This is a genomic window from Streptomyces sp. SID3343, assembly GCF_009865215.1.
GTDB lineage: Bacteria > Actinomycetota > Actinomycetes > Streptomycetales > Streptomycetaceae > Embleya.
This window is the reverse complement of sequence record NZ_WWJX01000912.1, coordinates 1-21,830: the sequence shown is the minus strand read 5'-3', so window position 1 is coordinate 21,830 and position 21,830 is coordinate 1. Positions and strand designations below refer to the sequence as shown.

Genomic DNA, 21,830 nt, shown 5'->3' with positions numbered 1-21,830 from the left:
CGGCGCCGCCACCGCGGCCCCGACCGGCCGACGGACGGCCGCGACGCGCACGCCCAAGCGGGCGACCACCACGCACCGGCCACGCCGTGACGCGTGAGGCGTACGAAACACGTGCGTAGCACGCGACACCCCCGGGAAACGATCACCCAAAGGGCCTCCCACACGCAGTTTCGGTGGCGGGATGGTCGGGAATGAGCCACCCGATACGCGACGGCTACCGACGCGGCGCAGCGGTCGGAAGCTCGGCCGATGCGGGGCGATGTCCACATGATGAGACCGGGTTGTCCCGGGTTCCGGATGCCGTACTGATCGTGTAACCTGCACGAAATCGCAGAGGGCCAACGTCGTCCCTGTTGCGCACCACACGCCACGACGACGACGGGAGCGCCCATGCCTCCTGCCATGCCCGCAACTCCGGGCCCCCTCTTCTCCGCGATTCCCGCGGCCCAGGGGCTTTACGACCCCCGCAACGAGCACGACGCCTGCGGTGTCGGATTCGTGGCCACGCTCACCGGCGAGCCCAGCCACGACATCGTCGACCAGGCCCTCAACGTCCTGCGCAACATGGAACACCGCGGCGCCACCGGCGCCGAACCCGACACCGGCGACGGCGCGGGCATCCTGATCCAGGTACCGGACACCTTCCTGCGCGAAACCGCGGGCTTCGACCTGCCCGCCCCCGGCGCCTACGCCGTGGGCATCGCCTTCCTGCCCGACGACGACGTCCACGCCGGACGCGCCAAGTCCTCCATCGAGCGCATCGCCGCCGAAGAGAACCTGCGCGTCCTGGGCTGGCGCGAAGTACCCACCACCCCGGGCCTCGTCGGCTCCATGGCCCGCGCCACCATGCCGCGCTTCGCGCAACTGTTCGTCGCCGGCGTCGACGAAAGCGTCACCGGCATCACCCTCGACCGCCTCGCGTTCGCGCTGCGCAAGCGCGCCGAACGCGAAGTCGAGGTCTACTTCGCGTCGCTGTCCGCACGCACCCTCGTGTACAAGGGCATGCTGACCACCGGCCAGCTGGAGCCGTTCTTCCCCGACCTGTCCGACCGGCGCCTCGCGTCGGCCATCGGACTCGTCCACTCGCGGTTCTCCACCAACACGTTCCCGGCCTGGCCGCTCGCCCACCCGTACCGCTTCATCGCGCACAACGGCGAGATCAACACGGTCAAGGGCAACCGCAACTGGATGGCCGCCCGCGAGTCCATGCTCGGCACCGACCTCATCCCCGGCGACCTCAGCCGGCTGTACCCGATCTGCACGCCCGAATCCTCCGACTCGGCGTCCTTCGACGAGGTCCTCGAACTACTCCACCTCGGCGGCCGCGCACTCCCGCACGCCGTGCTCATGATGATCCCCGAGGCGTGGGAAAACCACGCCACGATGGACGCCGCCCGCCGCGCCTTCTACAAGTTCCACGCCACCGTCATGGAACCCTGGGACGGCCCCGCCTGCGTCACCTTCACCGACGGCACCCTCATCGGCGCCGTCCTGGACCGCAACGGTCTGCGGCCCTCGCGCTACTGGGTCACCGACGACGGCCTCGTCGTGCTGTCCTCCGAAGTCGGCGTCCTCGACATCGACCCCGCCAAGATCGTCCGCAAGGGCCGACTCCAGCCCGGCCGGATGTTCCTCGTCGACACCGACGCCCACCGCATCGTCGAAGACGACGAGATCAAGACCGCGCTCGCCGCCGAACACCCCTACCAGGAATGGCTGCACGCCGGACTGATCAACCTCGAAGACCTGCCCGAGCGCGAACACGTCGTGCACACGCACGCCTCCGTCTCCCGCCGCCAGCAGACCTTCGGCTACACCGAGGAAGAACTCCGCGTCATCCTCGCGCCGATGGCCCGCGCCGGCGGCGAACCGCTCGGCTCGATGGGCACCGACAGCCCCATCGCCGCGCTGTCCGCCAAGCCGCGCCTGCTCTTCGACTACTTCGTCCAGCTCTTCGCGCAGGTCACCAACCCGCCGCTCGACGCCATCCGCGAAGAACTCGTCACCTCGCTCGGCAGCTTCGTCGGCCCCGAGGGCAACCTCCTCGACGCCCAACCCGCCGACTGCCGCAACGTCGTACTGCCCTTCCCGGTCCTCGACAACGACGAGCTCGCCAAGCTCATCCACATCAACCTCGACGGAGACCAGCCCGGCCTCAAGGCCGTCACCATCTCCGGCCTGTACCCCGTCGACGGCGGCGGCGCCGCCCTCGCCAAGCGCCTCGAGGAAATCCGCGCCGAAACCACCGGCGCCATCGCCGACGGCGCCCGCATCGTCGTCCTGTCCGACCGGCACTCCGACGCCGAGCACGCACCGATCCCCTCGCTGCTGCTCACCTCCGCCGTACACCACCACCTGATCCGCACCAAGACCCGGACCCAGGTCGGCCTCATCGTCGAAGCCGGCGACGTGCGCGAGGTACACCACATCGCGCTGCTCATCGGCTACGGCGCCGCCGCGGTCAACCCCTACCTGGCCATGGAATCGGTCGAAGACCTCGTCCGCGAAGGCGTCTTCCTCAGCGACATCGAATCCGAAACGGCCATTCGCAACCTGATCAAGGCACTCGGCAAGGGCGTCCTCAAGGTCATGTCCAAGATGGGCATCTCCACCGTCGCCTCCTACCGCGGCGCCCAGGTCTTCGAAGCCATCGGCCTCGCCCAGGACTTCGTCACCGAATACTTCACCGGCACCACCAGCAAGCTCGGCGGCATCGGCATCGACATCGTCGCCGAGGAAGTCGCCCGCCGGCACGCCAAGGCATACCCCCCCACCGGCATCGCGCCCTCCCACCGCCGCCTCGAAATCGGCGGCGAATACCAGTGGCGCCGCGAAGGCGAACCGCACCTGTTCGACCCCGAAACGGTCTTCCGGCTGCAACACTCCACCCGCACCCGCCGCTACGACATCTTCAAGAAGTACACCGAACGCGTCGACGAACAATCCAAGCGACTGATGACCCTGCGCGGCCTGTTCGCCCTCAAGAACGGCGCCCGCACACCCATCACCATCGACGAGGTCGAACCCGTCTCGGAGATCGTCAAGCGGTTCTCCACCGGCGCCATGTCCTACGGCTCCATCTCCATGGAAGCCCACCAGACCCTCGCCATCGCGATGAACCGCCTCGGCGGCAAGTCCAACACCGGCGAAGGCGGCGAAGACCCCGAGCGCCTGTACGACCCCGAACGCCGCTCCGCGATCAAGCAGGTCGCATCCGGCCGCTTCGGCGTCACCAGCGAATACCTCGTCAACGCCGACGACATCCAGATCAAGATGGCCCAAGGCGCCAAGCCCGGCGAAGGCGGCCAACTCCCCGGCCACAAGGTCTACCCGTGGGTCGCCCGCACCCGGCACTCCACCCCCGGCGTCGGCCTCATCTCGCCCCCGCCCCACCACGACATCTACTCCATCGAAGACCTCGCACAGCTCATCCACGACCTCAAGAACGCCAACCCGGCCGCCCGAGTGCACGTCAAGCTGGTCGCCGAGGTCGGAGTGGGCACCGTCGCCGCAGGCGTCTCCAAGGCACACGCCGACGTCGTCCTCATCTCCGGACACGACGGCGGCACCGGCGCCTCACCGCTCACCTCGCTCAAGCACGCCGGCGGCCCCTGGGAACTCGGCCTCGCCGAAACCCAGCAAACCCTGCTGCTCAACGGCCTGCGCGACCGCATCGTCGTGCAGACCGACGGCCAACTCAAGACCGGTCGCGACGTGATCGTCGCCGCCCTCCTGGGCGCCGAGGAATACGGCTTCGCCACCGCGCCGCTCGTCGTCTCCGGCTGCGTCATGATGCGCGTCTGTCACCTCGACACCTGCCCCGTCGGCGTCGCCACGCAAAACCCCGTCCTGCGCGAGCGCTACAACGGCCAAGCCGACCACGTCGTCAACTTCTTCGAATTCATCGCCGAGGAAGTGCGCGAACTGCTCGCCGAACTCGGCTTCCGCACCCTCGAAGAAGCCGTCGGCCACGCCGAACTCCTCGACACCGGCGCAGCCGTCGAACACTGGAAGGCAGCCGGCCTCGACCTCGCGCCGCTCTTCCACGTGCCCACCCTGCCCGACGGCGCGGCCCTGCACCGCACCAGCCCGCAGGACCACGGCCTCGCCAAGGCACTCGACAACCAGCTCATCCAACTGGCCGCCGACGCCCTGCAAAACCGGGACAAGGTCGTCATCAACCTCCCGGTACAAAACACCAACCGCACCGTCGGCACCATGCTCGGCAACGAAGTCACCAAGCGCTTCCGCGGCGAAGGCCTCCCCGACGACACCATCGACATCACCCTGACCGGCTCCGCCGGCCAATCCTTCGGCGCCTTCCTCCCGCGCGGCATCACCCTGCGCCTCGAAGGCGACGGCAACGACTACGTCGGCAAGGGCCTGTCCGGCGGCCGGATCACCGTCCGGCCCAACCGCGCCGCGACCTTCCCGGCCGAGGACAACATCATCGCCGGCAACGTCATCGGCTACGGCGCCACCGGCGGCGAAATCTACCTCCGCGGTGTCGTCGGCGAACGCTTCTGCGTCCGCAACTCCGGCGCCACCGCCGTCGTCGAAGGCGTCGGCGACCACGGCTGCGAATACATGACCGGCGGCCGCGCCGTCGTACTCGGCGCCACCGGACGCAACTTCGCCGCCGGCATGTCCGGCGGAGTCGCGTACCTCCTCGACGCCGACCACGACAACATCAACACCGAACTCGTCGGCGTCGAGGAACTCGACACCGCCGACCGCGCCGAACTGCACGACGTCGTGCGCAGGCACCACGAGGAGACCGGCTCGGCCGTCGCCGAAAAGCTGCTCTCCGACTGGGACGCCGCCTCCCGGCGCTTCACCAAGATCCTGCCCAGGGACTACAAGGCAGTGCTCGCCGCCAAGGACGCCGCCGAGCGAGCCGGTCTCACCGAGACCGAGATCGTCCAGAAGATGATGGAGGCGGTACATGGCTGACCCGAAGGGCTTCTTGACCACGCCCCAAGAGCTCGGCAAGCGTCGCCCCGTCGACGTACGCATCCGCGACTGGAAGGAGGTGTACGAGGAGCGCACCCTGCTCCCGATCATCACCGCCCAGGCCGGCCGCTGCATGGACTGCGGCATCCCGTTCTGCCACAACGGCTGCCCGCTCGGAAACATCATCCCCGAGTGGAACGACCTCGTCTGGCGCGACGACTGGGCCGCCGCGAGCGAACGCCTGCACGCGACCAACAACTTCCCCGAATTCACCGGCCGGCTGTGCCCCGCCCCGTGCGAGACCGCCTGCGTGCTCGGCATCAACCAGGCACCGGTCACCATCAAGAACGTCGAAGTCTCGATCATCGACCGGGCCTGGGACGACAACAACGTCGCCCCGCAGCCCCCCGAGCGACTGTCCGGCAAGACCGTCGCCGTGATCGGCTCCGGACCGGCCGGACTCGCCGTCGCACAGCAACTCACCCGCGCCGGCCACACCGTCGCCGTGTACGAGCGCGCCGACCGCATCGGCGGCCTGCTGCGCTACGGCATCCCCGAGTTCAAGATGGAAAAGCGACACATCAACCGCCGCATCGAACAGATGCGCGCGGAAGGCACCAAGTTCTACACCGGCATGCAGATCGGCACCGACCTCGACGCGGCCAAGCTCCGCCGGCGCTACGACTCCGTCGTGATCGCCGCCGGCGCCACCGCGGCGCGCGACCTGCCCATCCCCGGACGCGAGTTCGGCGGCGTGCACCAGGCGATGGAATACCTCCCCTTCGCCAACAAGGTGCAGGAAGGCGACCTCGTCGCCTCACCGATCGACGTCGCCGGCAAGCACGTCGTGATCATTGGCGGCGGCGACACCGGCGCCGACTGCCTGGGCACCGCACACCGCCAAGGCGCGGCCTCGGTCACCCAGCTGGAGATCATGCCGCGGCCCTCCGAGGAGCGGATCGCCGCCCAGCCGTGGCCGACCTACCCGATGACGTACCGCGTCGCCAGCGCCCACGAAGAGGGCGGCGAACGGGTCTACGCCGTCAACACCCAGGAATTCGTCGGCGGCGACGACGGGCGGGTCAAGGCGCTCAAGCTCGTCGAGGTCGAGTTCAAGGACGGGCGCTTCGTACCGGTGCCCGGCAGCGAGCGGGAGATCCCGGCCGACTTCGTCTTCCTGGCGATGGGCTTCACCGGGACCGACCGCGCCAACGGGCTCGTAGAGCAGCTCGGGCTCACCCTGGACGAGCGCGGCAACGTCGCCCGCGACGAAACCTTCGCGACCAACGTCGACGGCGTCTTCGTGGCCGGCGACGCGGGCCGCGGGCAATCGCTCATCGTATGGGCCATCGCCGAAGGCCGAGCGTGCGCGGCCGCGGTGGACTCGTGGCTCACCGGTGGCACCAACCTGCCGTCGCCGATCCGCCCCACGGACCGGCCGCTCACCGTATGAGATCGAGCCCTCACCCGAGCGTGAGCCCGAGTGGGGCCGAGTAAGGCTGAATGTGTGACGAAAGTCGCGTGAACGGATCATGAAACGGAAAGGGCGTCGCCGTGGCGGCGCCCTTTCCGCATGCCGGAAAAGCGCCACATTCCGGACGCGGGTACGGCTTACCCAACGGTAGGAACTAGGCTCTATGACCATGCGTCGAGCCAAAATTGTCTGCACACTGGGCCCTGCCACCAACTCGTACGAACAGATCCGCACGCTGGTCGACGCAGGCATGGATGTAGCCCGCTTCAACCTCAGCCACGGCGCGTACGCCGAGCACGAGGAGCGTTACCACCGCGTTCGCCGGGCATCCGACGAAACCGGTCGCGCCGTCGGCATCCTCGTCGACCTCCAAGGCCCCAAGATCCGCCTGGAGACCTTCGCCGAAGGCCCCGTGCTCCTGGAGCGCGGCGACGAGTTCACGATCACGACCGAAGACGTCCCCGGCGACAAGCACGAGGTCGGCACCACCTACAAGGGCCTCACCGCCGACGTCACCAAGGGTGAGCGCATCCTGATCGACGACGGTCGGGTCACCCTGGAGGTCGTCGACGTCGAAGGACCGCGCGTCCACACGATGGTCATCGAAGGCGGCATGGTCTCCGACCACAAGGGGCTCAACCTCCCCGGCGTGGCCGTGAGCGTCCCGGCGCTGTCCGAGAAGGACATCGACGACCTCAAGTGGGGCCTGCGGCTCGGCGCGGACATGATCGCGCTGTCGTTCGTGCGCGCCGCGAAGGACATCGAGGACGTCCACAAGATCATGGACGAGGTCGGCATCCGGCTTCCCGTGATCGCCAAGATCGAGAAGCCGCAGGCGGTGGACAACCTCGAGGAGATCGTCCACGCCTTCGACGCGATCATGGTCGCGCGTGGTGACCTTGGCGTCGAGATGCCGCTGGAGGCCGTCCCGATCGTGCAAAAGCGCGCGGTCACGCTCGCCCGGGCCAACGCCAAGCCCGTCATCGTCGCCACCCAGATGCTCGACTCGATGATCAGCGCCTCGCGCCCCACGCGCGCCGAGGCGTCGGACGTCGCCAACGCCGTCCTGGACGGCGCGGACGCGGTCATGCTGTCGGGGGAGACCTCGGTCGGCAAGTATCCGATCGAGACCGTCAAGACCATGGCCCGGATCGTCGTCGCGGCGGAGGACTCCTCCGCGATGAAGGAAGAGATCCGCGGCCTCGCCGGCCCGCGCACCCAGGGCGGCGTGATCGCGAAGGCCGCGATCGAGATCGCCGAGCGGCTGGACGCCAAGTACCTGGTGGCGTTCACCCAGAGCGGCGACACGGGCCGCAGGTTGTCCCGCTACCGCTCGATGATCCCGATGCTGGCCTTCACCCCGGAACCGGCCGTACGCAGCCGCCTGTCCCTCACCTGGGGCCTGGAGACGTTCCTGGGCCCGCTGTGCGACCACACCGACGAGATGGTTCGTCAGGTCGACGCCGCACTGCTGGCCATCGGCCGCTGCAAGAAGGGCGACCTGGTCGTGATCACGGCCGGCTCCCCGCCCGGCGTCCCCGGATCCACCAACCTGATCCGCCTGCACCACATAGGAGATCTCCCCACCTCGTAACCCCACCCGGCCCCACCCCTGAACGGCCCGTCACCCCCGCGGTGACGGGCCGTCAGTACTTGGGCCCGACGTGCTGATCCATGAGCGCAACGGACGCCCGGCGGGCGACGGAGAGCAGATTGGGGCGGGCGAACTTCCACTCGACGCCGAGTTGATCGAGTGTGGTGGTGAGGATGCGCATGATGTCGGCGGACTCGTTGGCGAAGAGGTAGCGCGGATACTCGTAGCGCTTGCGTTCGCCGGCGACCATGCGAGTCGTCCAGTTGACGTTCCGGCAGCCGTCCGAGTGGATCAGGCCGCGGACGAGGGCCCAGGGTTCGGCGCGGACGATTTCGTTCTGCCAGGGCGCAAGGACGATCGAGCGCTCGTGCTTGCGGCCAGGGCCGTGTTGGGGAAACAGGCACGGCCAGTGTTGCGAGTAACGCTTCACGTCGGTGCAGCCCTGGCGAGGGACGAAGTTCGAGTCGGAGCCGGGGAGTACGCGAGTGATCGTGTCCGCGCAAGCTCGCATCAGGCCCGGCCAAGCATTGGCGCACGAGATGGTGAGGCTGTAGGCCCGGGGATGGGCGACGATATGTCCGTCGCCCAGATACAGACCCAGCAGGTACGAGTATGCCTGGCGATCGCATGCGAGGTCACGGCAGCGAAAGCACGGCGTGGGAGGTCGGCCCGGGAGGGCGCCTCGACGTGAGCGGTCGACATGGCGCCAGTAGCCGACTGTTCCTGGTGGAACGCGTAGGGCGCGAGCGACATCCGCGTTGGAGAGGCCGGCTTGAAGGAGATTGATCGCTTGGCGGCGAAGATCGGGGTCGTGCATGTACCCACGATGCGCTGCAGGCGCGCACTACTTCATGTGTTCGAATGAGAGTCACTCGAACGGGCTATTTGGTGCCCCGGGTCGGACTCGAACCGACACTGGATGGGTTTTGAATCCATTGCCTGCTACCAATTGGGCTACCGGGGCAGTGACCTGGGAACTCCCCGTTTTCCAACGGGCGCGGACCCCTGCACGAGGAACACCATACCGCCTCTCGGTACCCTCGTGTCCGCACCATTTCTCTGATCGAGGAGCGACGTGACCGCCGCCACGCAGCCGCCCGCCGCATCGCAGGAGAGCCCGCGCGCCCGTGTTGTCATTGCCGAGGACGAGGCGCTGATCCGGCTGGATCTGAAAGAGATGCTGGAGGAAGAGGGTTACCACGTCGTCGGCGAGGCCGGGGATGGGCAGCGGGCTGTCGAGTTGGTGCAGGAGCAGCGGCCCGATCTGGTCATCCTGGACGTGAAGATGCCGATCCTGGACGGGATCTCGGCCGCCGAGCAGATCGCGCAGGCGCGGCTCGCGCCGGTGTTGATGTTGACCGCGTTCTCGCAGCGGGAGTTGGTCGAGCGGGCGCGGGACGCGGGGGCGATGGCCTATCTGGTCAAGCCGTTCACCAAGGGTGACCTCGTCCCGGCGATCGAGATGGCCGTCTCGCGGTATACCGAGTTGGCGGCTCTGGAGCGTGAGGTCGGCGACCTGACCCAGCGGTTGGAGACGCGCAAGTTGGTCGATCGGGCCAAGAGTGTGTTGCAGGAGAAGTACGGGATGACCGAACCCGAGGCTTTCCGGTGGATTCAGAAGGCGTCGATGGATCGTCGGATGTCGATGCGCACGGTGGCCGAGGTTGTCGTGTCCGGGGGCGACGTCGCCGACTGACGCAGCTATGTCGATTTAACAACGAACCCGCCCGGGTGTTGATCAACCGGGCGGGTTCGTTGTTTTCCGGGCAGGTGATGATCATATTTGATCACTTTCGACTAAAGACTTTCGACGCCTGTTTCTTTTGGATTACATGTGGTTACGGGCGCATCACATCTCGGTCGGTGGTCTGCCGCAGCCCTCCTGCTCCGACTACATTCCGGGCACCGCATGTTCAACGCGGTTTGTGGAGGCGCTCCTAGCGAGCTCCCTGGGCTTTTTTCTACAAGGGTTGGGGTTTGCTGTGCTCAAGCGACGCGTGATCAATTTCGCGCTGCCCGTCGCGGCAGCGGCGCTCGTGCTTTCCGCATGCAGCAAGGACGACGACAAGGATGACAAGGGCTCCAACGGGAAGCCCTCCTACACCATCGGTTTCCAAGCCGGTCTCTCAGGTGAGAGCGCGCAGCTTGGAATCAACGAGGAGAACGGCGCCAAGCTCGCAGTCGAGCAGGCGAACGCGAAGGGCAATCTTCCCTTCACCGTCAAGTTCAAGTCCTCGGACGACGAGGCTTCGGAGACGAAGGCTGTCTCCGCGGCGCAGAAGTTGATCGACGACAAGAATGTCGTCGCCGTCATCGGTCCCGCCTTCTCCGGCCCGACCAAGGCCGCGTCGCCGAACTACGCGAAGGCCAAGCTCGCCACGGTCAGCGCGTCGGCGACGAGCCCGGGTCTCACCAAGCCGGAGAACGGTTTCACTTCGTTCCTGCGTGGTGTGCCGGCCGACACGGCCCAGGGCACCGGCATGGCGAAGTGGATATCCCAAAAGCTCAAGGCCAAGAAGGTCTTCGTCGTCGACGACAAGACCGAGTACGGCGTCGGCTTGTCCAAGGTCGCCAAGGACGAGCTGAAGAAGGCGGGGGTCGAGGTCGTGGAGGAGAGCGTGCCCAAGGCCACGCCCGACTACGGCCCGGTTTCGACCAAGATCAAGAACTCCGGCGCCGACGCGATGATCTACGCGGGCTACTACCAGGACGGCGCGCCGTTCGCGAAGAAGCTCAAGGAAGCCGGCTTCACCGGTGCGAAGTTCTCCGGCGACGGTACGAACGACGCCCAGTTCGTTCAGCTCGCGGGTGACGCGTCCGACGGCTGGTTCCTGACCTGCCCGTGCGCCGACGCCAACGTCGAGGCGGCGACCAAGCAGTTCGCCGACGACTACAAGAAGCGGTTCAGCGCGGCGTCGAGCACGTACTCGGCCGAGGCCTTCGACATCACCAACATGGTGATCGAGCAGCTCGGGACGTTCGGTTCCGAGAAGCCGACCCGCGAGGGAATGCTGGCGAAGCTCAAGGGCGCGTCCTACAAGGGCCTGACCAAGACCTTCAAGTTCCTGCCGAGCGGTGAGTTCGACGGCGCGACGACCTTCATCTACCAGGTCAAGGGCGGCAAGATCGACTACATGGGTGACATCGACAAGCTTGTCGCCGCGGGCGGCTGACCCTTTCGGGGGCGGCACGCAAACCTGACGATCGGGCCCGGGTCTGCCCGGAACATTCCGGCAGACCCGGGCCCGTCCGGTTTTCTTGAGGAAGCTTTCCTTATGCAACCTGATGAAATCCTGGACTATCTTATTCCAGGGATCATGCTCGGTGCGTTGTACGCGGTGATCGCCATCGGCTATACCCTCGTCTACGGCGTTCTCCAGCTCATCAACTTCGCGCACAGCGAAGTTTTCATGGTAGGCGCCTACGCGTCTCTCATGGTTCTGACGGCGATCGACCCCAGTAACCCGACGGTGCTCGTTTCGGTCGGTCTGGTATTCGTCGGTTTTGCCGTTTCCGGTACGGCCGGGGCGGCTACGGCTTATACGCTCGAAAAGGTTGCGTATAGACCACTGAGACGCAGGAATGCGCCGAGACTGGCCTTCCTGATCAGCGCGATCGGGGCCTCGTACTTCCTGCAGAACCTGGCCGGGAAGTTGTTCGGCCGTGACGCGCGTGCGCTGCCGGAGCCGTTTCACAACAAGAAGGTCTTCTCGGTCTTCGGTACCCAGGTGACCGTTCTTCAGTTGCTGATCGTGGGCACGGCTCTGGTCATGATGGTCGGCCTGGATCACCTGGTGAACCGCACGAAGCTCGGTTCCGGCATCCGGGCGGTCGCCCAGGACGCCGAGACGGCGGGCCTGATGGGTGTGGACATCGACAAGGTGATCTCGCGGACCTTCATCGTCGGTGGGTTCATGGGCGGCATCGCCGGGTTCCTGTTCGGCCTGCATTTGCAGTTGTCGTTCACGATGGGCTTCCTGCCGGGTATCACCGCGTTCGCGGCGGCGGTGGTCGGCGGGATCGGCAACATTCGCGGCGCGATGATGGGCGGCATGCTGCTCGGCATCGTCGAGAGTTTCTCGTCGCCGATCTTCGGTGAGGAGTGGCGCTACGTCAGTGCCTTCGCGGTGTTGGTCCTGGTTTTGATGTTCCGGCCGACCGGCATCTTGGGCGAGCGTCTGGGGAGGTCGGCGTGAGCACGACGACGGACAGGGAGTCGGTGACCACCGGCTCCGCGCTGGCGAAGCTGCGTACCAAGCGCTGGTATCAGCAGCCGATGTTCACTCGGTGGGTCGCGCTCGCGAGCGGGGCGGTGCTGCTGAACGTGATGAGCGGGCCGCAGGGCAGCCGGGACGACGTCTTCTTCTCGGTGGACAAGACGCTGGGTTCGATGCGTCTGGTCTGGTGGCTTGTCGGTGGCACGCTGCTGTGGGGGATCCTGGAGTTGGTTCGTCCGTATTTCGGGCGGATCAACACCGCGTTCGCTCCGGTCCGGGCGGTCTCGGCGCAGGTCAAGCAGGGTTCGGCGGTCGTTCGGCGGAATGTGGCCTTCAAGTACGGCGCGCCGGTGATCGGGATCGCTCTGCTGGTCTTGCTGCCGCAGGTGTTGTCCACGTTCTGGAACCAGGTGTTGGTCAACGAGGTGGCGATCTACGTTCTCCTCGCGATCGGGTTGAACGTGGTGATCGGCTGGGCGGGTCTGCTCGACCTCGGGTTCATCGCGTTCTTCGCGATCGGCGCGTACAGCACGGCGTATTGGACCGGTGCGATGCCGGTGGAGCCGCCGATCGTGTTGAACGCGTTCCTGGTGATCCCGGTGGCGGTGGCGACGTGTCTGCTGGCGGGGCTGTTGCTCGGCGCGCCGACGTTGCGGCTGCGCGGTGACTATCTCGCGATCGTGACGCTGGGCTTCCACGAGATCATCTACTTGATCGCGAAGAACGCCGACGGTTTCACCAACGGTCCGCGTGGTGTGCAGGGCATCTCGAACTTCAAGATCGAGTTGGGGCCGATCGACTACGCGTGGGACCTGGACCCGATTCCGTACTGGTATCTACTGATCGCGATCGCGACGATCCTGATCATCGCGTTCCTGCGGTTGGAGCATTCGCGGGTGGGTCGGGCCTGGACGGCGATCCGGGAGGACGAGGTCGCGGCGTCGGCGACCGGTGTGCCGACGGTGAAGTTCAAGTTGATGGCTTTCGCGATCGGCGCGTCGACGTCGGGTATCGCGGGTGTGGCGTATGCGAGCAAGGCTCGGTTCATCAGCCCGGAGAGCTTCCTGTTGTTGTTCTCGGTGCTCGTGGTGGCCTACGTGATCTTCGGTGGTATGGGTTCGCTGTGGGGGGTCGTTCTCGGGACGGCGTTCCTGGCGTGGCTTCCGCAGTACATGAAGGACTGGGTCAATCCCAACGACCGTTTCATGTATCTGGGCGCGCTGTTGATCGTGATGATGATCTATCGCCCACAGGGCCTGATTCCGTCGGTTCGGCGCAAGCGTGAGCTGACCTTGGCCAAGGAAGGCCTCGGTGACGCGGATGCGATGACCGAACCGGCCGGCGGGAGGATGTCGTGAGCGATCTGCTGACGAAGACGGACAAGCCCAGGGTCGATCCCGACGATCGGGTGTTGTCGGTGCGTGGGGTCACGCTGCGCTTCGGGGGCCTGGTGGGGCTGTCGAACGTGGATCTGGAGCTGTGTCGGGGTGAGATCCTCGCGGTGATCGGTCCCAACGGCGCGGGCAAGACTTCGCTGTTCAACTCGCTCACGGGCGTCTACGTCCCGCAGGAGGGGACGGTGACGCTGCGGGACGTGTCGGGTGCGGAGCATGCCCTCAAGGGGCGTAAGCCGCATCTGGTGAATCGGCTCGGCGTGGCGCGTACGTTTCAAAACATTCGCCTGTTCGGCGCGTTGACGGCGTTGGAGAACGTCAAGATCGCGGCGGAGACGCGCCAGAAGGCGGGCCCGCTGTCGATCATGTTGGGGTTGCCGAACGCGCGTCGTGAGGACCGTGCGAGCGACCGGCGGGCGCACGAGTTGCTCGACTTCGTGGGGATTCCCGACCTGTTGAACGAGCTCGCGTCGTCGCTGTCGTACGGGCAGCAGCGTTCGTTGGAGATCGCTCGGGCGTTGGCGACCGATCCGCAGGTGTTGTTGCTCGACGAGCCGGCGGCGGGTACGAACCCGACGGAGAAGCTCGAACTCGAGGTGTTGATCCGGCGGATCAATCGTGAGTTGGGCGTGAGTGTGTTGCTGATCGAGCACGACATGCGGTTGGTGATGTCGGTGGCCGACCGGGTGACGGTGCTCAACTTCGGCAAGGTGATCGCGTCCGGGTCGCCGACCGAGGTGCAGCGGCATCCTGCGGTGGTCGAGGCGTATCTGGGTGCCGAGATGGCTGCGGAGATGGTTGCCGCGGACGCGGCGGCGCCGGTGGCCGAAGACGGTACGGTCCCCGCGCAGCGGGACGGGGAGGAGACGTCGTGAGCGGCACCGAGTCGACGGGTACCGAAGCGGTGGGGTTGACCAAGTCGGCGGGTGTCACCGACGTGAAGCCTCGTCGCACGATGCTGGAGCTGGAGAACCTGCACGTGTTCTACGGCGCCATCCAGGCGCTCAAGGGCGTGAGCATCGAGGTGAACGAGGGCGAGATCGTGGCCTTGCTCGGTGCCAACGGCGCGGGCAAGACGACGACGCTGCGGACGATCTCCGGTCTTTTGACGCCCCGTGAGGGCGAGGTCAGGTGGCGTGGCGAGCGGATCGACGGGGTGCCCGCGCACCATGTGGTGGGTTTGGGGATCGGTCATTCTCCCGAGGGGCGTCGCGTGTTCGCGGCGATGACGGTGACCGAGAACCTGAACATGGGCGCGTATCGGTTCAAGCATGTGCCCAAGGCCGAGTTGGACCGGGTGTTCGAGTTGTTTCCGCGCCTGGCGGAGCGGCGTACGCAGCTCGCGGGCACGTTGTCGGGTGGCGAGCAGCAGATGCTGGCGATCGGTCGGGCGTTGATGGGGCAGCCGAAGTTGTTGCTGCTCGACGAGCCGTCGATGGGTCTGGCGCCGCTGATCGTGGCGCAGATCTTCGACATCATCCGGGAGATCAACGAGCAGGGTACGACGGTGCTTTTGGTGGAGCAGAACGCGGCGCAGGCGTTGCGGTTGGCGCATCGCGGTTATGCGTTGGAGACCGGTTCGGTGGTCTTGTCGGGGCCGTCGGAGCGGTTGTTGTCGGATCCGAAGGTGCGCGAGGCGTATCTGGGCGAGGGCGCGTAGGCGCTGGTCGGCCCGGTGGGGCAGCCGCGCGGCGGAGGGGGTCGGCCCTTTCGCCGCGCGGTTTTTTCGCCGTTTCGCTTTCCGGTTTCGCCGGGGGTGTCAGGGTTGTTTGATCATGCAGGTGAGGCGCGCGGTGCATACGCGTTTGTCGTTCTCGTCGGTGATGACGATGTCCCAGCTGGCGAGGGTGCGGCCGAGGTGGACGGGGGTGGCGACGCCGGTGACGAGGCCGCTTTTGGCGGAGCGGTGGTGGGTGGCGTTGATCTCGATGCCCAGGGCGATGCCGTCGGGGCCGGCGTGCAGTGCGGAGCCGACGGAGCCGATGGTTTCGGCGAGGACGCACGAGGCGCCGCCGTGCAGGAGTCCGTACGGCTGGCAGTTGCCTTTGACGGGCATGGTGGCGACGACGCGCCGGGTGCTTGCCTCGACGATTTCGATGCCCATGCGTGCGGCGAGTGAGTCGGGATCGTCGAGCTTCATGAAAGCCGTGACGTCGGCCAACCGCGGTTGTGTGGTCTCGTCGCTCATGGTGGCGCTCCTCGGGTACATGGGTGTGTCGGCCTGACAGCCTAGGATCGCGGTCGTGGCAGCGACTCAGACCCCCCAGACCTCTGTTCCCGCCGATTCCCGGCCGCGACTTCTGCTGCTCGACGGGCACTCCCTGGCCTATCGGGCGTTCTATGCGCTCAAGGAAGCGTCGATGAGTACCGCGACGGGCCAGCCGACCCAGGCGGTCTACGGGTTCACGTCGATGCTGGTGAACGTGTTGCGTGACGAGCGGCCCACCCATCTCGGGGTGGCGTTCGATGTGTCGCGGCACTCGTTTCGCACCGACGAGTTTCCCGAGTACAAGGCGAACCGGTCGGAGACTCCGGAGGAGTTCAAGGGCCAGGTCGAGTTGATCGTCGAGGCGTTGGACGCGATGGGCGTGCCGACGATGCGGGTGGCCGGTTTCGAGGCCGACGACGTGATCGCGACGATTGCCACGCGGGCGGCGGGCGAGGGTTTCGAGGTGTTGATCCTCACGGGCGACCGCGACGCGTTGCAGTTGGTGACGGACGACGTCACGGTGCTGTATCCGATGATGGGTGTGAGCAAGCTGCACCGGTTCACGCCGGCGGCGGTGGAGGAGAAGTACGGGCTGACGCCGGCCCAGTATCCGGATTTCGCGGCGTTGCGCGGCGACCCGAGCGACAATCTGCCGGGTATCCCGGGGGTGGGCGAGAAGACCGCCGCGAAGTGGATTCGCGAGTTCGGCTCGTTCGCGGATCTGGTGGAGCGGGCGGACGAGGTCAAGGGCAAGGCGGGGCAGAATCTGCGCGACCACTTGGACAACGTCAGGCTCAACCGGCGGTTGACCGAGTTGGTGCGGGACGTCGAGCTTGAGGTGTCGCCGACGGGGTTGGAGCGCAAGCCCTTCGATCGGGAGAAGATCGAGCTGGTTTTGGACGCGTTGGAGTTTCGCAACGCGAGTTTTCGGGATCGGCTGTGGGCGGTGGATCCGGGGTTGGTGATCGCGGCGGCGCAGGCCAAGGCGGAGCCGGGTTTCGCGATGGACACCACGGTGGTGGAGCCGGGTGGGTTGACGGCGTGGCTGGAGGAGCACGCGTCGGGCGCGGAGCGTACCGGTCTCGCGGTGGACGGCACGTGGGGTCGCGGGACGGGCTCGGTGAAGGGGTTGGCGTTCGCGGGTGCCGACGGCACGGCGGCGTTCGTGGATCCGTTGACGATGGACGAGGGTGACGACGCGGCGCTGGGCGCGTGGCTGGCGGATCCGCAGCGGCCGAAGGCGGTGCACGACGCGAAGGGTCCGATCCTGGCGTTGGCGGCGCACGGGTGGGCGTTGTGGGGGGTGACCAGTGACACCGCGCTGGGTGCGTATCTGGTGTTGCCGGGTCAGCGTTCGTTCGCGTTGGACTCGCTCGTGGAGCGGTTCCTGGGTCGCGAGTTGAAGGCGGATCAGTCGAACGCGGCCGATGGGCAGTTGTCGTTGGACATGTCGGGTGAGGACGACGCCGGGCAGGGCGAGGTGCTCATGTTGGCGGCTCGCGCGGTGGTGGATCTGGCCGCCGCGCTGGATGTGGAGTTGGCCGCGAAGGGCGGCCTGGAGTTGCTCCAGGACATGGAGTTGCCGTTGCTTCCGGTGCTGGCGCACATGGAGCAGTTGGGCATCGCGGCGGATCTGTCGTATCTGGAGGAGTTGCAGGGGCAGTTCGCGGCGGCGGTCAAGCACGCGACGGAGGAGGCGCACGCGGCCGTCGGGCACGAGTTCAACCTGGGCTCGCCCAAGCAGTTGCAGGAGATTTTGTTCAACGAGTTGAACCTGCCGAAGACGAAGAAGATCAAGACGGGTTTCACCACCGACGCCGACGCGTTGACGTGGTTGGCGACGCAGACCGCGAACGAGTTGCCGGTGATCCTGTTGCGTCACCGCGACCAGACTCGGCTGCGTACCACGGTCGAGGGTTTGATCAAGACGGTCGCCGACGACGGGCGCATCCACACCACGTTCAACCAGACGGTGGCGGCCACGGGCCGGTTGTCGTCGCAGGACCCGAATCTGCAGAACATTCCGATCCGCACCGAGGAGGGGCGTCTGATCCGGCGTTCGTTCGTGGTGGGTGCGGGTTTCGAGGGGTTGTTGACGGCGGACTACAGCCAGATCGAGTTGCGCATCATGGCGCACTTGTCGGAGGACGCCGCGCTGATCGAGGCGTTCACGACGGGGGAGGACCTGCACACGACGATGGCCGCGCGGGTCTTCGGGGTGGCTCCCGAGGCGGTGGACCACCAGTTGCGCAGCAAGATCAAGGCGATGTCGTACGGGTTGGCCTACGGGCTTTCGGCGTTCGGTTTGTCGCAGCAGTTGGACATCGAGCCGGGTGAGGCGCGCGGTTTGATGGAGAACTACTTCGAGCGGTTCGGCGGGGTGCGCGACTACCTGCACAAGGTGGTCGAGGAGGCGCGGCAAACGGGCTACACGGAGACGGTGTTCGGGCGTCGGCGCTATCTCCCGGATCTGACGAGCGACAATCGCCAGCGCCGCGAGATGGCCGAGCGGATGGCGCTCAACGCGCCGATCCAGGGGTCGGCGGCCGACATCGTCAAGGTCGCGATGTTGGGTGTGGATCGCGCGATGCGTGAGGAGAAGCTGGCCTCGCGGATACTGCTCCAGGTTCACGACGAACTCGTCCTGGAGGTCTCGCCGGGCGAGCGCGAGCGGCTGGAGACGCTCGTGCGTCGGGAGATGGCCGACGCGTATCCGCTGCGGGCTCCGCTGGACGTCTCGGTCGGTTTCGGGCCGAACTGGGAGGACGCGGGGCACTGATCGTGATTGAAGGTGCTCAGGGGGTGGAGACCCGAGGGAAGCCGGCATAGGTTCGCACGGGTTACCGCCGAGCGGTGCTCGACGGTGGCCGACCATGCGGGCGTACAGAGGGGGGAGCTTCGTGGAAGAGGCCGAGTCGAGGCCCGATCCGCAGAAGCCGGGCAAGCCGGACGTGGACGCGAGCGCGGCGGCGGAGCGATCCGCCGCCCCCGCCGCGGGGGCGAAGTCGGAGCCGAAGCCGGCGCCGCGGCCGCTGCCCGAGGCGGAGTCCATATTCGGCGCGGACGACGAGCCGCGTACCCGTAGACGGATCCTGAATCCGTGGATCGGCAGCGCTGCGGCGATCCTGGTCGTGTTGGCGTGCGGCGCGGCGGTGCAGTCCCCGTTTTCGATGGTCTCCGCGCATCGGGTGCCGACCTCGGATCTGCCGCGCCTGTCGGATCCGGCGCCGCCTGCGGGCAGTTCGGTCGACGGCGGTGGTCCGGGGCACTTCGAGTTGCCGCCGCCGGTGGTCCCGGCCGCGGGGGCGGGGGTGCCGACGACGGCGCCGGCGACGGGTGCGCCGACCACGCCGGGGGCGCCGGCGGGTCCGCGCGGCACGAACGCGACCGGCACGGGCGGCATTCCGCAGACGGTGTTGACGGCGTACGAGACGGCCGCGTCGAACCTGGCCCGGATGAATCCGGGCTGCAAGCTGCCGTGGTCGCTGCTCGCGGGCATCGGCCGGGTCGAGTCGGAGCACGCGTACGGCGGCAATGTGACGGCGGACGGCACGGCGGTGACGCCGATCCTGGGGCCGCGCCTGGACGGTGCGGGGTTCGCCCGGATCACCGATACCGACGGTGGCCGCTACGACTTCGACACCGAGTTCGATCGCGCGGTGGGTCCGATGCAGTTCATCCCGTCCACGTGGAAGAGCTGGGGGATGGACGGCAACCGTGACGGGCAGGTCAATCCGCAGAACGTCTTCGACGCGACGCTCGCGGCCGGGCGCTATCTGTGCGCGGGCAATCGGGATCTGTCGACCGACGCGGGACTGACCAAGGCGATCCTCAGCTACAACCATTCCGACGAGTACGTGCGCACCGTCAAGTCGTGGATGACGTACTACGCGACGGGCGCCCGGGCGATCCCGGACGCGCCGAAGCCGCCGAAGAAGACGGCCACGCCGACTCCGAAGGCGACCACGCCCAAGACGCCCGCGAGCACGCCGGTCGTTCCGCCCGTCAGTCCGCCCGCGAGCCCGCCGGTCGTTCCGCCCGTCACTTCGCCGGCGTCGAGCCCGTCGGCTTCGGCCTCCGCCTCGACGTCCGCGTCGACGTCCGCCTCGACATCGGCTTCGACCTCCGCGTCGCAGCAGGCAGGGGCGTCCACGTCCGCGTCGGCCGACGGTACGGCGAACGCCGGGTAGCGGTTCGGAAACAGCCCCCGGAAAAAGGGGAACCTGTTCTCGTTTCTTGCTACGGTGCCCCATCGCCACAGTCGGACGGCCCGGCAGAAAGGAGGCCGCCGCATGCGTGCTTTCGCAGCGGTCGTACTGGGGATCGCGCTGGCCGTGGGCGCGGCGTTCGCGGTGGCCGCGTTCGCCGTCGCCGACCCCGGCACGGTGCACAAGCCACTCCAGGTGACGAGCCCGCCCGCTCGCCCCTGACCGATGCCGGCCGTCAGTGCCGGCGGCCGCGAATATCCGTAGCGGTTCCATCGTCAAGGGGTCCACCTCGATGCGTCGCAAGTCCGCTTTGATCCTGCTGGTCGCGGCAGTGTTCTGCGTGGCACTCGCGCCCCTGCTGCGCGAGTTCGTCTTCCCCCGCCTGGTCGCCAAGTCCCTGGCGGGCGAGGACGCGTACCAGGTCGTGGTCCTGGAGGCGAACAACGCCACGCTCCTGGGCGCGCCGGAGGAGCCGGGCAAGGCCAGGGTCACGGCCGTCCAGACGATTCGACCGAACGCCGACGACAGCAAGGACGGCACGGTCGTGTGGGACCTGAACCTCGTCGTCCTCGACGGCGCCGGCAAGGTCGTCACGCAACTCCCCGAGCGTTACGCGTTCGACGCCGCGACGCAGGTCCCCAAGAACTGCTGCGGCGAACAGATCGACGGCGCCCCCGCCGCGCACACCGGACTGGCGTACAAGTTCCCGTTCTTCGTCGGCAAGCGCGACTACAACTACTACGACTCGCGCGCGCACGCCGCGAACGTGATCTCGTACCGGGGCACCGACGAGCGGGACGGTCTCCGGACGTACCGGTTCGAGCAGCAGGTGCCGTGGACGAAGATCCCGATGCCCAAGAAGCTCCCGGGCGACCTGGACCCGGTCGTGCTGGAGAAGGAGGGCAAGCAGCTCTGGTACACGGTGACCCGCAAGATGTGGGTCGAGCCGGTGACCGGCACGCCCGTCTACGTCGAGGAGACCCACAAGGAGGAACTGCGCGACTCGCCGCCGGCCGGCCAGGCCGACGCGCAGCCGGCGGTGTATCCGGTGTTCGAGGGCACCTTCACGCTCAAGCCGGCGTGGTCGTCGGCGTTGATCGCCGACGCCAAGGACCAGAGCGCGAAGCTGCGGCTGCTGCACGACACGGCGCCGTTGGGTCTCCTCGTGCTCGGCGCGGTGCTGTTCGTGGCGGCGCTGGTGCTCCAGTTCATGCAGAACCACGGTCTGCGGCTCAAGCGCGAAGCGCGCGGGAAGGGGGCGGCCGCGAGTGCCGAACAGACCGCTCCCCGATCGCCCGAGGCCGTCGCGCCGGCGGCCGTCGCGCCCGAGGTGACGCCGAAGCCCGTCCCCGGGGCAGGCGATGTCACCGAGGTGCTGCCTTCGGTGCCGGACCGGCCCGAAGCCGAACCCGACGCCGACACCGAACCCGAAGTCGCGCCCGAGATCGGACCCGAGCCCGAACCCGAACCCGAGCCCGCCGCCGAGATCGGGTCCCAGCCCGAAGGCGAGCCTGCGGCGGAAGTCGTGCCCGAATCCGGGTCGAACGTCGCATCCGAGCCGGTACCCGAGCCCGAGCCCGACGCCGAGATCGGGTCCCAGTCCGAAGGCGAGCCTGCGGCGGAAGTCGTGCCCGAATCCGGGTCGAACGTCGCATCCGAGCCGGTACCCGAGCCCGAGCCCGACGCCGAGATCGGGTCCCAGTCCGAAGGCGAGCCTGCGGCGGAAGTCGTGCCCGAATCCGGGTCGAACGTCGCATCCGAGCCGGTACCCGAGCCCGAGC

General features: G+C 67.3%; 15 protein-coding genes and 1 tRNA gene. 13 read left to right on the top strand and 3 right to left on the bottom strand.

The window, feature by feature from the left end; translation table 11 throughout:
- Positions 1-390 precede the first annotated feature (390 nt).
- From gltB to pyk, 3 genes are all read left to right on the top strand, one after another.
- Entirely contained in the window at positions 391-4,953 is a 4,563-nt protein-coding gene (gltB, locus tag GT354_RS28420; RefSeq protein WP_161359228.1) for a glutamate synthase large subunit, read from the top strand.
- Positions 4,946-6,406, top strand: coding sequence for a glutamate synthase subunit beta (locus GT354_RS28415; RefSeq protein WP_161359227.1), 1,461 nt, complete (start codon positions 4,946-4,948; stop codon positions 6,404-6,406). The genes gltB and GT354_RS28415 overlap by 8 nt, the downstream gene beginning before the upstream one ends.
- 190 nt (positions 6,407-6,596) lie before the next feature.
- Positions 6,597-8,021: a pyruvate kinase gene (pyk, locus tag GT354_RS28410; protein WP_161359233.1), complete on the top strand. Its 1,425-nt coding sequence runs from the start codon at positions 6,597-6,599 to the stop codon at positions 8,019-8,021.
- A gap of 52 nt (positions 8,022-8,073) precedes the next feature.
- Here the strand turns inward: pyk and GT354_RS56670 are convergent, their stop codons facing one another.
- On the bottom strand, positions 8,074-8,451 hold the full coding sequence (locus GT354_RS56670; RefSeq protein ID WP_346012212.1) for a hypothetical protein: 378 nt from the start codon (positions 8,449-8,451) through the stop codon (positions 8,074-8,076).
- Positions 8,452-8,907: 456 nt separating this feature from the next.
- Positions 8,908-8,985: transfer RNA gene (locus tag GT354_RS28400), tRNA-Leu, on the bottom strand.
- Between the two features lie 111 nt (positions 8,986-9,096).
- On the opposite strand from GT354_RS28400, the gene GT354_RS28395 reads away from it, so the two are divergent.
- The 6 genes from GT354_RS28395 to GT354_RS28370 all read left to right on the top strand — a co-directional run bounded on the left by GT354_RS28395 (position 9,097) and on the right by GT354_RS28370 (position 15,292).
- Complete coding sequence (locus GT354_RS28395; protein WP_161359225.1) at positions 9,097-9,717, top strand: response regulator; 621 nt, start codon at positions 9,097-9,099, stop codon at positions 9,715-9,717.
- 286 nt (positions 9,718-10,003) lie between these two features.
- Complete coding sequence (locus GT354_RS28390; RefSeq protein WP_161359224.1) at positions 10,004-11,194, top strand: branched-chain amino acid ABC transporter substrate-binding protein; 1,191 nt, start codon at positions 10,004-10,006, stop codon at positions 11,192-11,194.
- A 102-nt stretch (positions 11,195-11,296) separates the two neighbouring features.
- The gene (locus GT354_RS28385; RefSeq protein WP_161359223.1) at positions 11,297-12,217 is read left to right on the top strand and encodes a branched-chain amino acid ABC transporter permease; all 921 of its coding nucleotides are present in this window, start codon (positions 11,297-11,299) and stop codon (positions 12,215-12,217) included.
- Positions 12,214-13,596, top strand: a complete 1,383-nt coding sequence (locus GT354_RS28380; protein ID WP_161359222.1) for a branched-chain amino acid ABC transporter permease — start codon at positions 12,214-12,216, stop codon at positions 13,594-13,596. Before GT354_RS28385 ends, GT354_RS28380 begins: the two co-directional genes overlap by 4 nt.
- Positions 13,593-14,507, top strand: coding sequence for an ABC transporter ATP-binding protein (locus tag GT354_RS28375; RefSeq protein WP_346012211.1), 915 nt, complete (start codon positions 13,593-13,595; stop codon positions 14,505-14,507). The genes GT354_RS28380 and GT354_RS28375 overlap by 4 nt, the downstream gene beginning before the upstream one ends.
- 80 nt (positions 14,508-14,587) lie before the next feature.
- Positions 14,588-15,292 (top strand): ABC transporter ATP-binding protein, encoded by a 705-nt coding sequence (locus GT354_RS28370; protein WP_161359231.1) that lies wholly within the window; start codon positions 14,588-14,590, stop codon positions 15,290-15,292.
- A gap of 99 nt (positions 15,293-15,391) precedes the next feature.
- On the opposite strand, the gene GT354_RS28365 is transcribed toward GT354_RS28370, so the two are convergent.
- Positions 15,392-15,772 (bottom strand): hotdog fold thioesterase, encoded by a 381-nt coding sequence (locus GT354_RS28365; protein WP_237535539.1) that lies wholly within the window; start codon positions 15,770-15,772, stop codon positions 15,392-15,394.
- A 103-nt stretch (positions 15,773-15,875) separates the two neighbouring features.
- On the opposite strand from GT354_RS28365, the gene polA reads away from it, so the two are divergent.
- The 4 genes from polA to GT354_RS28345 form a co-directional block, all read left to right on the top strand.
- Positions 15,876-18,620 carry a DNA polymerase I gene (gene polA, locus GT354_RS28360; RefSeq protein ID WP_346012210.1) on the top strand — a complete coding sequence of 915 codons (2,745 nt, stop codon included), beginning with the start codon at positions 15,876-15,878 and terminating at the stop codon, positions 18,618-18,620.
- Between the two features lie 121 nt (positions 18,621-18,741).
- Positions 18,742-20,031: a hypothetical protein gene (locus tag GT354_RS28355; protein WP_346012209.1), complete on the top strand. Its 1,290-nt coding sequence runs from the start codon at positions 18,742-18,744 to the stop codon at positions 20,029-20,031.
- 102 nt (positions 20,032-20,133) lie between these two features.
- Positions 20,134-20,271 (top strand): hypothetical protein, encoded by a 138-nt coding sequence (locus tag GT354_RS28350; RefSeq protein ID WP_161359220.1) that lies wholly within the window; start codon positions 20,134-20,136, stop codon positions 20,269-20,271.
- Positions 20,272-20,341: 70 nt separating this feature from the next.
- Positions 20,342-21,830: DUF3068 domain-containing protein (locus GT354_RS28345; RefSeq protein ID WP_161359219.1), on the top strand; the 1,489-nt coding region annotated here is incomplete at its 3' end.

Coding starts and splice junctions, on each gene's coding strand:
- GT354_RS28370 (WP_161359231.1), top strand. CDS start 14,588: ATGCTGGAGCTGGAGAACCTGCACGTGTTCTACGGCGCCATCCAGGCG.
- GT354_RS28365 (WP_237535539.1), bottom strand. CDS start 15,772: ATGAAGCTCGACGATCCCGACTCACTCGCCGCACGCATGGGCATCGAA.
- GT354_RS28415 (WP_161359227.1), top strand. CDS start 4,946: ATGGCTGACCCGAAGGGCTTCTTGACCACGCCCCAAGAGCTCGGCAAG.
- GT354_RS28350 (WP_161359220.1), top strand. CDS start 20,134: ATGCGTGCTTTCGCAGCGGTCGTACTGGGGATCGCGCTGGCCGTGGGC.
- gltB (WP_161359228.1), top strand. CDS start 391: ATGCCTCCTGCCATGCCCGCAACTCCGGGCCCCCTCTTCTCCGCGATT.
- GT354_RS28385 (WP_161359223.1), top strand. CDS start 11,297: ATGCAACCTGATGAAATCCTGGACTATCTTATTCCAGGGATCATGCTC.
- pyk (WP_161359233.1), top strand. CDS start 6,597: ATGCGTCGAGCCAAAATTGTCTGCACACTGGGCCCTGCCACCAACTCG.